Origin of the sequence: Colwellia sp. Bg11-12 (assembly GCF_014076955.1) — a bacterium.
GTDB lineage: Bacteria > Pseudomonadota > Gammaproteobacteria > Enterobacterales > Alteromonadaceae > Colwellia_A.
The window spans coordinates 438,297-450,682 of the sequence record NZ_JACGUZ010000071.1; the positions used below are offsets into that span (position 1 = coordinate 438,297).

The window sequence follows — 12,386 nt, forward strand, 5'->3', positions numbered from 1 at the left end:
CTTATTCCTTATTTTTTTGTAAACCTTTGAGAATACTTTCTTCAAAACGTTGTGTTATTGACAATGACTCGAGTAAACCCAGTAAATCGTAACTCAAGTTCAAATTCAAATTTACATCGTTATCAATATCTGGATTACGACCTTTGATTACCGTGTCTAACTGCATGTATCCGTCGTCTGCCATTGAAACTGCTGATGAAAGCTGATGGTAATGCAAGTTCTGCAATGCATCAAATGCTAGTTTTAACTGGCTGTTGTTGGCTTTTAGAGCTGCTACTGCTGGATTGTCAATAACCTGTATTAGCCCGTTGCTAGAATTGTGTAGTTCACCTTCTTTAATCATATATTTGTCACCATCAAAAGTAATGGGAAGCTGACCTGATATTTTACCTGTCACCACAATACCTTGTTTTTTATCTAATGCTAAGACTTGCTCTAAGTCTATACTGTCTAGCTGAACGTTAACTGAATGCCCATGCTCGAAAGGCCAGTTTATAGTTGGAATAAAAAAACTGCCGCCTAAAACATCGGCTTTAAGTTTGTTTGCTGAAAGCGTAAAGGTTTTGTCTACAGTCCAACTCGTGTTGATGGAAAGCTTTGAAACAGGGGTAACGGTTTCAATTAATTCAATGGTTAAGTTGTCTTTTACATTAGGTGTTGTCGTTATTTTACCTGCATGTATCGATAAATTTTCTTGCCAGTTTAATTCTTGCAGCCAGATGCCATTAATTTCACCACTGAGTGATGTTATAGCAACCGAAACACTAAGTGGTGTGTTTTCAATATTACTTAACGCGTTTATTTGCCCTGATATGTTGTAATCTAGTCTGCCGTCAATTAGTTCAATTTTAGTGGGTAATTGTATATTTAAGGATAATAAATCAGTGAGTTGTAACTTCTTTGCATAAATTTCTACGTTAGGCGACTTTACTGGGCCAGTAATAACAAGGTTACCGAGGTTAACGCCGTCTGCCGTTGCGCTCGCATTGAGGTTTATGTCATTAAGACTGCCTTTAATTTCACTAAAAAGATTAAACGAACTTATTTTCAATGTATTGGGCACATTCACTTGTGAAGCTCTGTTATTAACCTTTAAATTTATATTAAGGGTGTTGTTTTCTAAGCGTTGTACGCTACCCTCTAGCGTTGTTATCAATGTTTTTAGGCTTACCAGCGCTTTTGGGTTCCTTATCGCTGAAGCGATGGTAGTGTGCTCTTCTTTTTTCTGTTGAATGCTACTTTTAAGAGCAGTTATTTGTTTAAGTACAACAATATTGCTCAAGGTGATTGAGGAATGTTCAGTTAATATAACCGTTGTTTCTTGTTTTGTTCGTTTTAGTGAGCCGGCTAGGTGAATAACGGCCGGCGCCGTGGTAAATTTAGCCATGCTTAACAGTTTAAGTTGACTATCAATAGTAAAACGACCTATTGCCAATATAGAAGGTGTTTCATCACTTTTAATGCTGCTTTTAGCAACCTTGTTATCCGCGTTAACTTTCGTGTATGCCATAGCGCTACCATCGAGAGTTATATTTGAGTAGGGTTGGATAAAAGTAATATCATCAAGTTTAATTTGATGAAGTCGTTCATTGCTACGCGCATTTACTTCAAGGTGACTAAGGTAAACTTTATTCTCATTAAGTGTTACTAAGCCATTGCCCTGAAACTTTAAGGTTAAATTTCTTAAAGGGTTATCTTTAAGTATTGAGATAATAGTGGGGGGGAGTTCGATTTGCTCTAAGGTTTTTAAAAACTGTAGCTGACTATATTCCAATATTAATTCATTTTTTCCGGTAAAGGTTAACGCTACTTCTGTGTTGTTCTCATCGGCTAGGGTATTTTTAATCTGACGGGGTATTGCTTTAGGCGCTTTTTGGGGAATTAAACTGAATTGACTCTTAACGTTTAGTGCCCCAGAAAGCTTAAAAGCGCCGCTATTATCAATGCCTACAGCAGAACTTATTGAGATGTCGGTAATATTATTTTGTAGAGTAAAAACATTTGCCTGATATTTTATGAGTGAGTCGATATTACCTGATACATCGATAGTAGCTAAGTGGTTTGCTAATGCTGTCGTTATAGGTAATTGATGAGTACTAACGAAGCTTTTCAGTAAATTTAATTGACTTGATAGCGTAACGGAAAACCCTTTTTCTACTTGGGTTAATTTAGCCTTGATAAATGGTATTTTTTCAGTGTTTTTTAATGAAAATGATAACGTGTTATCTCGTATCGATAGTTTAGCCGTATATAAATGCTCGTCTTGCTTTATGGTTTTTTTATCGGGCGTGTTCGCTTTATGAAGAACAATAAATGGTAAATAGGAAATGCTGTCGATATTAATGGTTATCGGTAATTTGAATTGTGTAATCTGCTCAGCATAAGGTCGTAATGTTGTTGACAATAATTGGCTCAAATTTTCATTGTTTTTATTAATTGAGGGAAGGTCACTTACTTTGGAAAATAAGTGATCTGTGCCTTTGATTTTTACCCGACCAACATCAATATCGGTTATTTTAAAATGGGGGGAATACCGCCATTGTATGGTCATATCAACCATTTCAATATCAGCTTGAGACGATTGTAAACATAACTTATCGACGCTGATGGTCAAATTGCGGGCAAAGCTGATATCTAGGCAAGTAATATCTATGTTAAGCGAGCTCAGTTGCGCTTGTGCGACGTTATTGATGATGGAGACTCGTGCACTATAAATAATAGTTAACGTAGTTAATAAGATGAGAACAGCAATTAAAATTAATTTAAAAAATCGCACTTAGGCTCCCTTGCCATAGTTACTTTGTCTTTGAACCAAAGTAGAAAAAATATATTAATTGAGATAAAAATCTGATGCTGGCTTGTCGGCAATACCTTTATTGTCGAAACACCTAACAGGGTAGCCTAATTTTACTCAGTAGAATATAGCGAGTTATTGGTTAAGCAGCATAATGCTGTGGCTTCTCCTTTTAAATAGCATGAAGCGCTATAAGGATTTCTCATTTATTAAAATGCATCATACAAGATAAAAGTTCACAAGTGAGAAAAGCTTATTAGCCATACTCAAGAAATAGCGATGTTGTGATGTGTAGCGTGAACGTCATGTAAATTCAGTTGTTTTATCGAAGACTTATAAAATAAAATAATCTTTGTATTTCAAAGTAACACCTGAACCGTTATACATTCGATTCAGGCGCTTTGATTGTGCAGATATGCTAGTGGTTAATGTATTCTATCAATAAAAAATGACCAACTAAGCTTTGTTATGCTCGGTAATGCTATATAAATCGTGACGTCTATCTCGCATGGTATGCACAGAGCCATGGCTATGTAACTGCTTTAATAAATCTATATTTACGTCGACGATAACGGTCATCTCTGAATTTGGTGTTGCTTCCGCTTTAATACCTGTAGTGGGGAAAGCAAAATCAGACGGCGTAAAAACGGCAGATTGTGCATATTGAATATCCATATTATTCACTTTGGGCAAATTACCTACTGCGCCAGCAATGGCGACATAGCACTCATTTTCAATCGCTCTTGCCATCGCACAGTGACGTACCCGTGTATAGCCATTCTGGGTGTCGGTTAAGAAGGGCACAAACAAAATATTCATCCCTTGATCAGCAAGTATTCTAGAGTACTCTGGAAATTCGACATCATAACAAATCATGATACCAATTTTGCCACAGTCAGTATCAAACACCTTAAGGTTTTTACCACCCACCATAGACCAGCTACGTACTTCTGCTGGCGTTAAATGAATTTTATCGTAACGCTCCCATGAACCATCCCGGCGACACAAAAAGCCGGAATTATAAAGATTGCCATCAACAAAAAACGGCATACTACCGGTAATAATATTAATATTATAACTAATCGCAAATTCGATGAATTTATCGCGAATTTGTTCAGTATATTCTGCTAATCGGCGAATACTTTCAGTTAAACGTAAGTGATTAAATTCGGCCATCAATGGCGCATTAAACAATTCTGGAAATAAGACAAAGTCACTTTTGTAATCTGAGACTGCATCGACATAAAATTCCATTTGTTCAAATAAATCATCAATGCTTTTCATGGAACGCATTTGCCATTGCACTAAACCTAAACGAACTTCTGAGCGCGGGGCATTGATCAGTTTTACTGATTTAGTATAAAAAATATTTGGCCATTCAAGTAGCGTGGCATATTCCATTGATTCCTTATCACCCGATAAGTAACCGGTCAGTAACTTGCGTACATAAAAATCATTAGCAAGCTGAAAACTTAATACGGGATCATATAACTCTTTTATTTTAACTTTTTCAATATACTGCTTTGCACTCATTTTTTCTGAATGCTGCGCATAGTTAGGCATACGGCCACCCGCTACAATGGCGCGTAAATTCAAGTTTTCGCAAAGTTCTTTACGCGCATCGTACAAACGTCTAGCCAAACGTAAACCACGATAATCAGGGTGAATAAATACCTCGATTCCATACAAAGAATCACCCTTAGGATCATGATTGTCAAAGGTCATATCGCTCGTGATTTCAGCATAAGTATGTTCATCACCAAAATCAGCATATTCAATGATTAATGAAAAGGCACAACCGACTACAATGCCATCAACAACCACACAGATTTGTCCTTCTGGAAATTTAGTTAATAAGGCTTTTACCGTAGATTCATTCCACGTTGCTAATTCTTTATTAAGGTAAACTGATTCACTTGCGTGTCGAAGCTCTGTCATATCTTGTAAAGTTAAATGACGGACGGTAACGCTATTTGCTTCCATTTATATTCCTAATCGATATTGGTAATAATCATTCTTTTCTCTCATCGTAGAGTGCAAAAAGACGATTATTGTGATTTGTATACCAAAAAATCAACTTATACAAGCATATTAAAAAAATGTAGCACAACGCCCCCAGCAGTACGTAGGGTTAGAGTTGTGTCAGTTTTTGAAGTTGCAGTACATAGTTGTGGGTTGGTCGGTTAAATTGGCTTATAGAATGATTTGTCAGTAGGTGTCAGCTCTTGATTTCTAAATAACTCAAGAACAAACAAAAAATAATAAACGACAAATTGCAAAAGAGAATTAATAGTGCCGACTGCCGGAGTTGTTATGCTCATAACTTCTTTGATTCTAATTAAATCACTAGATTGCTTATAACGTTATTTTTCATTTGGCAACTAAGTATCAAATTTTATTTTTAGAGTGAATTCACTTAGATATGATAGTAAGTTAACCAGTAGTTAAACTTAGTGAGTGAAAGACATGAATATTAATGATATAGCTGAAAAGAACTATCTTTGGGTAGAAAAAATGGGCTGGCACAATAAAACGACTTTAGAAGCCCTTGCTTTAGTTGCCTCCGAAGTAGGAGAAGCGATCAATGAGTGTCGAAACGAAAAGCCTACGGATGCTTTTGGAGAAGAATTAGCCGACATTATTCTTAGGGTGTTAGATATTGCCCATTGGCAAGAGATAGATATTGAACAAAAGATTCTTGATAAAATGGCCAAAAATGAAAAAAGAGGCACGAGGGGAAGGTTAAAGTGAATTTTTTGAAATAGCTAAGCGTCTTGTAACTTACTTTGTTGCCCAGCCCGTTATACAATCTCACTTTTAGGTAGCTCAATGATAAACTTACGTCCTGCTAGTTTTGATCTGCTAAGTTTACAGCTCGCTTTGTGCCATTCACAAATTACGGGTGCACTTGAAATTCCAGGCTATTCATCATACTTACACCCGATATCAAAACGCTTACTTGTAGAATAGGCCATAACGTTGACCCCAATAGACTTTTTCTCGCTGAAGATGATGGAATTACGCCTATTATTGAAAGCGCCAAAATAAGTTTATTTGACGTAAGTAATATGAATAATCCCCTTGAAATTCAATCTATTTTTTATGAAAACGGTTATACCCCTATTGAATTTGATTATCATGCGTTAACCTAACTAAAAACCGAAAATAATATCCATCGCTTTGGTTTACCGGTAGAAAGGTGGTTATCAGAAAGTGTAGTGGATCGTTTAACAGGGCAAGAGTTTAACATTTGGATGCCAGACAATTCCCTAGAGCTAATTGAAGTTACTGGTAACGATGTTGATGCAACCTTACTTAAAATAGGTAGCGTTAAACCAGTCGTAAATTCAGAACCTTCGGAAGCGAATTATGTTTCGGGGTGGGATGATCGAGCCATATTCCACAATGATGATATTTATTATCTGCACGGTAATAGTATTTGGAAAAGCTTCTGGCAAATATCTGAAATAACTACAGGTCCATTCTAATAAACTAAAGCGTCTAAATGTTTTAATAAAGCCTAGTGATAAATTTATCACTAGGCTTTATTCGTCTCTGAATTAATAGTGCCAACAACAAAAGTCTAATTAGTACCTACTGATTCCAAGGTAACGCTTGAGAAGAGTTCTCTACTGTTAATATAACTTCAGTGTATAGAATGACGTGCCTTTATAAAATAATAGCCCTAGACGCTTAAAGTAGGATTTTGTACTAATGATGCAAAACGTTGTTTTAGTTCATTGAAGACTGATTGAAATCATAAATCAGTTTTCCAAAATATCTATAGTTTAGGGGAATGCTAAATTATGTTTATTGTGAAATGGGTACTCTTTGCTCCATTGCAATTTTTGCCAATAAAAAAGGTTTTAACACTTGCATCGATACTTTGCCAAAATCCCAGAAAACTTTAGTATTTGAATTAATGTTAATCGCAACCGATATATTATGCTCAGGCAAAACCATCAACCAGCTTTGAGCGCCTCTTGAAACCCCTCCATGGTTAGCAAAGGTTATTTCTCCAACTTCTGGGTCAATGTTTCTTGTCAAAACTCGCCAACCTAGTGAATAGCCATCGGGGGTTTCGCTTCCGTCTGGTAATTTTTGCGGTGTCCAAAAAATACCACGTGTTTTTGCTGAGATAAATTCATCATCTAAGAAAGCGTTGCCCATTTTAACAAGATCTGAAGAAGTGGATATAAAACCGCCTCCTGCTAATCTATGGCTAAGGTCAACATCGCGCCATTGTCTGACTTGGGTCGAACGTCCGTTATTATTCCAATAAAACTTGGCTAAATTTTTAGAATTTTCTCCTTGAAACTCAGCCAAGGTCGCGTTCATTTTAAGCGGGTCAAAGACTTGATTTTTCATAATTTCAAGATAAGGCATATTCGCGGCATTCTCCATAACAGCACTAAGTAAAACTGTGCCAAGTGTTGAATAGGAAAATTGTGTTCCGGGCTCAAATAAAAGTTCGCTACTATCAAATATCGAAAGTGAATCTTCAACATCTTCATAGCGGGTAGATAACGTTAACGTTTTGTATAATCCTACATAATCAGTATTTTGTTTATAGTGTGGCAGGCCTGCCATATGTGAAGCAAGTTGACGGCTAGTGATGTCTTTCCAAGCATCATTAGGCAAGTTTTTCATATAGCTAGAAATATTCTTATCAAGATCAATCATCTTTACATCATACATTCTTGCAAGAGCCGTTCCTGTTAATGCCTTTGCGGTACTGCCAATTCTAAACTGGGTATTCGTAGTAACCGGCGTTTTATTTTCTATATCTGACCAACCAGACGCACCAGCCCAAACTAATTTACCGTCAATAGATACGGCAGCTGAAATTGCTGGCGCATTAATCGCGACTTTATGTGTTGTTATTACATCTAATGCTTTGTTTGCTGCTTCTGTGTAGTTCTCTTGATAGAGTATTTGGTCGGTTGGGCTAGTTTTCGGTATTTCATCAAATTGATAAAATGGAAGAAAACTCACCTTGTTTTTGTGGGCCATACTCTCATAGATAGGCCAACCTAATATTACGATGGCTGACAATAAGCCAAGACTAATTATTTTAATTTTAGTAACTCTTAACATTTAAGTAACTCTTTAGAATAGATTCCCCCAATGTTAAATAATTCAATGTATTAAAACTTATCAAAACTAAAAAACACTGATCATTTTTGAAATTTATTGCGATATTCTTTAGGTGTTATGCCCTTTTGCGCTTTGAATGTACGATTAAAGGTGGCAATTGACCCATAACCTAACTCTAAAGCTATTGTCAAAATAGGTTTTCGAATGAACGTTATATCTTCAAATTGTGCACATGCCGCGGGAATTCGGTAGCTGCTTAGAAAGTCTGAGAAATTTCTAAAGCCTAAATGTTTATTAATTAATTCACGTAATTGATGTTCTGGCATTTTAAGTTTATTTGCCAACTGTTTAATTGATAACTGAGTTTCCGTATAAAAGCCATCTTGCATTAATTGATTAAGTTGTTGATAAACATTTTTAAAAACTAGCGGGATAGAAGGGGGATAATTATCATTGTCTTTTATTTCTTCGACTGATGCGGTTTTAGTTTTTTCTGTGAATCTATTATTAAAATAGTGCCAACTAAAAAAGGAAGTCGAAACTAAAACGAGTCCTGCGTTTACGATACTAAAAATAGAAGAGTCTCTTATTACCGCATTACCTAACTCCAATATCAATATCAATATTAAATATATACAAGTGTAAATTATCGTGACTAACCTAGCATTTCGCCTCGCTTGAACTAAATCATCTGGAAACTCTTGTACGGCAACATAAATAATATGGATGATAAAAAAGAGCTGTATTAAATGGTTAACTTGATGAAAACTGCCACTTCCTTTGATGTAACCAAAAAAGTATATAAACCAAAGTAACATTAATCCAATGCTAACTTTAATCCAAATGGACCATTTCGTTGGTTGAAAATTATCTTTGAAATGTAATAAAACGAGCAACCAAAGTAAATAAGGTGCAACTTCGGTGAAAAATAAAAGTATGCCTCTTAATACGCCGTAATAGTGATCAGGTATGGGGGCTGTCAGCAAAAGATAAGCACATAAACAAATATTAACTGAAACAGCTAATGCAGAAGATAAGTTTTGGTTCTTTGATAATATGTAATGGCACAATAAAGAAAGTTGACCTACAGCTAAAAATCTCAGGAAAAGGTCAAAAATATCAGCAAATGATAGGTACATTAATCACTTTTTAGTTAATAAACAGAAAATAAAACTTTAACATATATATTAATGTTCTGGGTTGAATAGCATCATTTACACAACATTCGTTTTTTAGTACTGAAAATTGGACTAAGAGAAATGCAGTGTCCTAGCAGGGGAGTGGATAGTAAAGTGTGTCGTGACTATTAGCTTATTAGTATAAACGATGTAAATAACGCACAAAGTACAGAGTAGGTGAGGTAAAGGTGCTAATCGTTACTACTGAGATATTCTCTATAGTTTGTTAAATTGCAGACGAAAAAAAACCTTAACATTGCTGTTAAGGTTTCGTTTCTTCTCCGAAGAGAATAAATGGTGCCGACTGCCGGAGTCGAACTGGCGACCTACTGATTACAAGGTAGCGGCTTGGTATTGGTAACACCACTAAATATGAGGTTTAACTACATGAATAATTGCTTAAAATACAATAATAGCCCTATGATTTATTGACAAGATTACCTGTTGTTTATCTTATCCAAAATCCACTGTTCAACTTCTGATCTAACCCATGCTATCGAGTGAGAAGTCAAATGTATTGGTCTAGGGAATTCGCCTTTATTTTTTTGAGTATAAATTGAAGATCTTGATAGCCCAGTCATACTCATTACTTCTTTAATTCGGATTAAATCACTGGGTTGCTTATCACGAGTTTGAGTTTGTTCAATACTCAGTATTTGTTCAGGAATACTTGCTCGAGTTTGTTCAGATATATCACGTTTTGTGATCTGTGATTTAAACCCGTCAATATGTCGTTTGACTAACTGTAGCTCATTGATAGTGTTTTGGGTTTTAAATGATAGTTGTTCTAAATACCCATTAAGAAGTTCAAACTCTAAATTATTCATGTCAGGTGCCTTCATATCAAAAGCTTTTACTATCGTTGTAATTTAGGTATTTAACTAATAAGTTTTAGTCTTTGTGTTTTTATCCACAGAAATCATAGATGTTACGAAAGCCACATATGCATATCTTCTTCAGCTTCAGTCATTGGCTTTGATGACAAAGTCACACTTGCAGGATTGTTGTTTTGATATTCTTTTTTAACTTCATTGGTTAATGCTTTAATTTCATCATTACTGAGGTTTATTGCTTTTTGTAGGCAGTAATCTTTAGTTGATTGATAATGCTCTTGGTTACAAATATATGGTTCAACACCAAGCTTCAATCTGCGTTCATCTACAGTTTTTATGTATATTTCAGATAAAGGGTTAATACCTCGTTTACGTTTTTTGGTAGCTGAGTAACTATCACCTTGATAGCTATATTCTTCAGGAAAAATAGCTACATGAAGAAAGTGAATATGATTTTGACGTTCCTTATCTTCAGCCAGATTTAATTTATATTTTTCGATTTCTGAAGGACTCATACCTTTGGTATCATTACGGAAGTTTTTCAATTCTTCTTGTTTTTGTCGATTCATTGTAAAATAGTCCTTTAATCGATTAGTGTTTAGCTGTGTGCATAAATTAAACCAAAGTTTGACAGCTTGTTCAAACGGCTACGATTACTTTATCACTAAGTATCATAATAAGTGAAACCAGTAATGGTAGACGATAAGCTGTTATCAAGTGTTTTCAGTTTTCTTTCATAAAGGTGTTTCAATTGCTTTTTTCTTTCATTAAATGGTAATCGTTGAATTATTTCAGGAACATCTTCCCTAAGAAACTCCCTTAACCAGCCCCTGTGAAATAATGGTGATATGCTATCAAGCCTAGGGTAAGTTAATTGAATAAAGGCTTTACGAATACCTTTAACCTGTTTTTTTCTCTGAATTACTTTTTGATGTAATACGGCTAACTCAATGTTTAACACAGAGCACAGTTGCTGAATGAATTCATTGGTAGATTTACTCGGATATTCTAGAAATTCACTAAGTCGCCTTAACCCTTTATCAGTGTTTTGGTAATTCATTCGTTTAACTACTTCTACTTTGGTAACGTCCAAATCGTGAAGCTGCTGCTCAAACCATATCTTTAATTTATTCACAATGACCTCACTTATCAAACCAAGTTAAATAAACTTTACTCTTAGAATGTTGAATTGGTTTTGCTGACAAAGTCATGACACATAATGTTTCATCATCAAAGGCAAGTGGCTGTAAAGCTACTGCTAATTCTTCAAACCATTCGTATGTCATGTTTTTTTCAACAGCTTCAATATAACAAGTTATCGCAGAAGGTGATCTGCCTCGTTTATTTACTAGTAAGAAAGACTTTAAATCATCGGCGTTGTTAACTTCAATAATATCAAGTTGTGAGCTTTTACTTGCTTTAAAGCAACTAACATAATCAGCATAATCATGACCCACTAAGTTTGCTAAAAACCAAGAAGCGGTTAGGGCATGTAATACATCAGAAAGTGAATTATTACTGTGTAACTTAACGTTAAACGCTTTGTCACCCCTTGTAAGGAATATTTCACCTTCCTCAATGTTTATGATGTAGTCTGCTAGTAAGTAGTTACTGTCACTTTCATGTGCTAAAAGGAACTGTCCTCCATTCGAATTTTTACTGGTAAGTTGATGGCAACATTTATTGATTTCTTCAACTATTACTCCATCACAGTTATCAGTAACACCAATATAGATAGTTATATCTTTATCTTCTTGCATTTATCGTTCACCCCTTTAATTACGTACTGCTAAGGATTTAACTTCAGGTAATAAGCTGCATTTAAATAGCTTGCTTTTTCTCTGGAAAATGAAGCATTATTAGTAACTTAATTAATACCAGTACTGTGCATTATGCCTAATAAATTTTTCCGTAGTTTGTCTGAAAGCTCGTACTCTAATGACTTGAAGCATCATAAAACAACTAAACGAGCACCAAGCAATGTGCCATACGTTGTTGATAATATCTGGGAATGGTTACGCCCTGATAATATGCCAACTCGTCGTTTAACTGTTTGTGCTTCACCTTTTAAAGAACTAGCGCTTAAGTATGCAACATCTAACGATTTACTCTGTTCAATTAGGTTCGCAGGACAAGCTAATGTTGTGCAAATAAGTCAATACCAAGATGCCAAACTTCACCCTGATGTAAAAAAGCTTCCACGCCTTATAACAAAGTATCTAGGCCAAAACTGGCTTGATAGTGCGTTAGAGAATAAACAACTTTGTGGACAGCTATTCATTCCCTTACTAAGTAGTGATGAAATATCAACTGTTCTATCAACACCAGAGCTGCTTGATTTAAAACAGCAGCTCATCAATACATCGACTTTTTGGCAAGATGTTAGTCATGTGACTAACGACTACCAATTAACGGATGGTGAATTGTTCTTCTATGCTGACGATGGATACTACTTAGATATTGAAGACAAATGATCATCAATAT

At 35.4% G+C, this 12,386-nt stretch carries 13 protein-coding genes; 5 read left to right on the top strand and 8 right to left on the bottom strand.

Annotated elements, in window-relative coordinates; genetic code table 11:
* Position 1: 1 nt before the first annotated feature.
* Together H4J39_RS19315 and H4J39_RS10915 are read right to left on the bottom strand one after the other, a co-directional pair.
* The gene (locus tag H4J39_RS19315; RefSeq protein WP_182228185.1) at positions 2 to 2,776 is read right to left on the bottom strand and encodes a YdbH domain-containing protein; all 2,775 of its coding nucleotides are present in this window, start codon (positions 2,774 to 2,776) and stop codon (positions 2 to 4) included.
* A 474-nt stretch (positions 2,777 to 3,250) separates the two neighbouring features.
* Complete coding sequence (locus H4J39_RS10915) at positions 3,251 to 4,777, bottom strand: carbon-nitrogen hydrolase family protein (protein ID WP_182228187.1); 1,527 nt, start codon at positions 4,775 to 4,777, stop codon at positions 3,251 to 3,253.
* A gap of 483 nt (positions 4,778 to 5,260) precedes the next feature.
* Here H4J39_RS10915 and H4J39_RS10920 point away from each other — a divergent pair, with 483 nt between their 5' ends.
* From H4J39_RS10920 to H4J39_RS10935, 4 genes are all read left to right on the top strand, one after another.
* Positions 5,261 to 5,545, top strand: coding sequence for a MazG nucleotide pyrophosphohydrolase domain-containing protein (locus tag H4J39_RS10920; protein ID WP_182228189.1), 285 nt, complete (start codon positions 5,261 to 5,263; stop codon positions 5,543 to 5,545).
* A 78-nt stretch (positions 5,546 to 5,623) separates the two neighbouring features.
* Positions 5,624 to 5,764 (top strand): beta-propeller domain-containing protein, encoded by a 141-nt coding sequence (locus tag H4J39_RS10925; protein WP_182228191.1) that lies wholly within the window; start codon positions 5,624 to 5,626, stop codon positions 5,762 to 5,764.
* A gap of 47 nt (positions 5,765 to 5,811) precedes the next feature.
* The gene (locus H4J39_RS19345; RefSeq protein WP_404842691.1) at positions 5,812 to 5,946 is read left to right on the top strand and encodes a beta-propeller domain-containing protein; all 135 of its coding nucleotides are present in this window, start codon (positions 5,812 to 5,814) and stop codon (positions 5,944 to 5,946) included.
* Positions 5,947 to 6,012: 66 nt separating this feature from the next.
* On the top strand, positions 6,013 to 6,282 hold the full coding sequence (locus H4J39_RS10935; protein WP_182228193.1) for a hypothetical protein: 270 nt from the start codon (positions 6,013 to 6,015) through the stop codon (positions 6,280 to 6,282).
* A 322-nt stretch (positions 6,283 to 6,604) separates the two neighbouring features.
* Here H4J39_RS10935 and H4J39_RS10940 read toward each other — a convergent pair whose 3' ends face one another.
* The 6 genes from H4J39_RS10940 to H4J39_RS10965 form a co-directional block, all read right to left on the bottom strand.
* Positions 6,605 to 7,891, bottom strand: coding sequence for a serine hydrolase (locus H4J39_RS10940; protein ID WP_182228195.1), 1,287 nt, complete (start codon positions 7,889 to 7,891; stop codon positions 6,605 to 6,607).
* A gap of 80 nt (positions 7,892 to 7,971) precedes the next feature.
* The gene (locus H4J39_RS10945; protein WP_182228197.1) at positions 7,972 to 9,030 is read right to left on the bottom strand and encodes a helix-turn-helix domain-containing protein; all 1,059 of its coding nucleotides are present in this window, start codon (positions 9,028 to 9,030) and stop codon (positions 7,972 to 7,974) included.
* A gap of 476 nt (positions 9,031 to 9,506) precedes the next feature.
* Entirely contained in the window at positions 9,507 to 9,911 is a 405-nt protein-coding gene (locus H4J39_RS19320; RefSeq protein WP_310649742.1) for an AlpA family transcriptional regulator, read from the bottom strand.
* Positions 9,912 to 9,997: 86 nt separating this feature from the next.
* Positions 9,998 to 10,471: a hypothetical protein gene (locus tag H4J39_RS10955; protein WP_182228199.1), complete on the bottom strand. Its 474-nt coding sequence runs from the start codon at positions 10,469 to 10,471 to the stop codon at positions 9,998 to 10,000.
* Between the two features lie 95 nt (positions 10,472 to 10,566).
* Entirely contained in the window at positions 10,567 to 11,037 is a 471-nt protein-coding gene (locus H4J39_RS10960) for a hypothetical protein (protein ID WP_182228201.1), read from the bottom strand.
* A gap of 7 nt (positions 11,038 to 11,044) precedes the next feature.
* Complete coding sequence (locus tag H4J39_RS10965; protein ID WP_182228203.1) at positions 11,045 to 11,662, bottom strand: hypothetical protein; 618 nt, start codon at positions 11,660 to 11,662, stop codon at positions 11,045 to 11,047.
* A 132-nt stretch (positions 11,663 to 11,794) separates the two neighbouring features.
* Between H4J39_RS10965 and H4J39_RS10970 the strand changes: the two genes are divergently transcribed.
* On the top strand, positions 11,795 to 12,376 hold the full coding sequence (locus tag H4J39_RS10970) for a hypothetical protein (RefSeq protein ID WP_182228205.1): 582 nt from the start codon (positions 11,795 to 11,797) through the stop codon (positions 12,374 to 12,376).
* Positions 12,377 to 12,386 lie beyond the last annotated feature (10 nt).

Coding starts and splice junctions, on each gene's coding strand:
- H4J39_RS10955 (WP_182228199.1), bottom strand. CDS start 10,471: ATGAATCGACAAAAACAAGAAGAATTGAAAAACTTCCGTAATGATACC.
- H4J39_RS10965 (WP_182228203.1), bottom strand. CDS start 11,662: ATGCAAGAAGATAAAGATATAACTATCTATATTGGTGTTACTGATAAC.
- H4J39_RS10925 (WP_182228191.1), top strand. CDS start 5,624: ATGATAAACTTACGTCCTGCTAGTTTTGATCTGCTAAGTTTACAGCTC.
- H4J39_RS10945 (WP_182228197.1), bottom strand. CDS start 9,030: ATGTACCTATCATTTGCTGATATTTTTGACCTTTTCCTGAGATTTTTA.
- H4J39_RS10940 (WP_182228195.1), bottom strand. CDS start 7,891: ATGTTAAGAGTTACTAAAATTAAAATAATTAGTCTTGGCTTATTGTCA.
- H4J39_RS10915 (WP_182228187.1), bottom strand. CDS start 4,777: ATGGAAGCAAATAGCGTTACCGTCCGTCATTTAACTTTACAAGATATG.
- H4J39_RS19320 (WP_310649742.1), bottom strand. CDS start 9,911: ATGAAGGCACCTGACATGAATAATTTAGAGTTTGAACTTCTTAATGGG.
- H4J39_RS10970 (WP_182228205.1), top strand. CDS start 11,795: ATGCCTAATAAATTTTTCCGTAGTTTGTCTGAAAGCTCGTACTCTAAT.
- H4J39_RS10920 (WP_182228189.1), top strand. CDS start 5,261: ATGAATATTAATGATATAGCTGAAAAGAACTATCTTTGGGTAGAAAAA.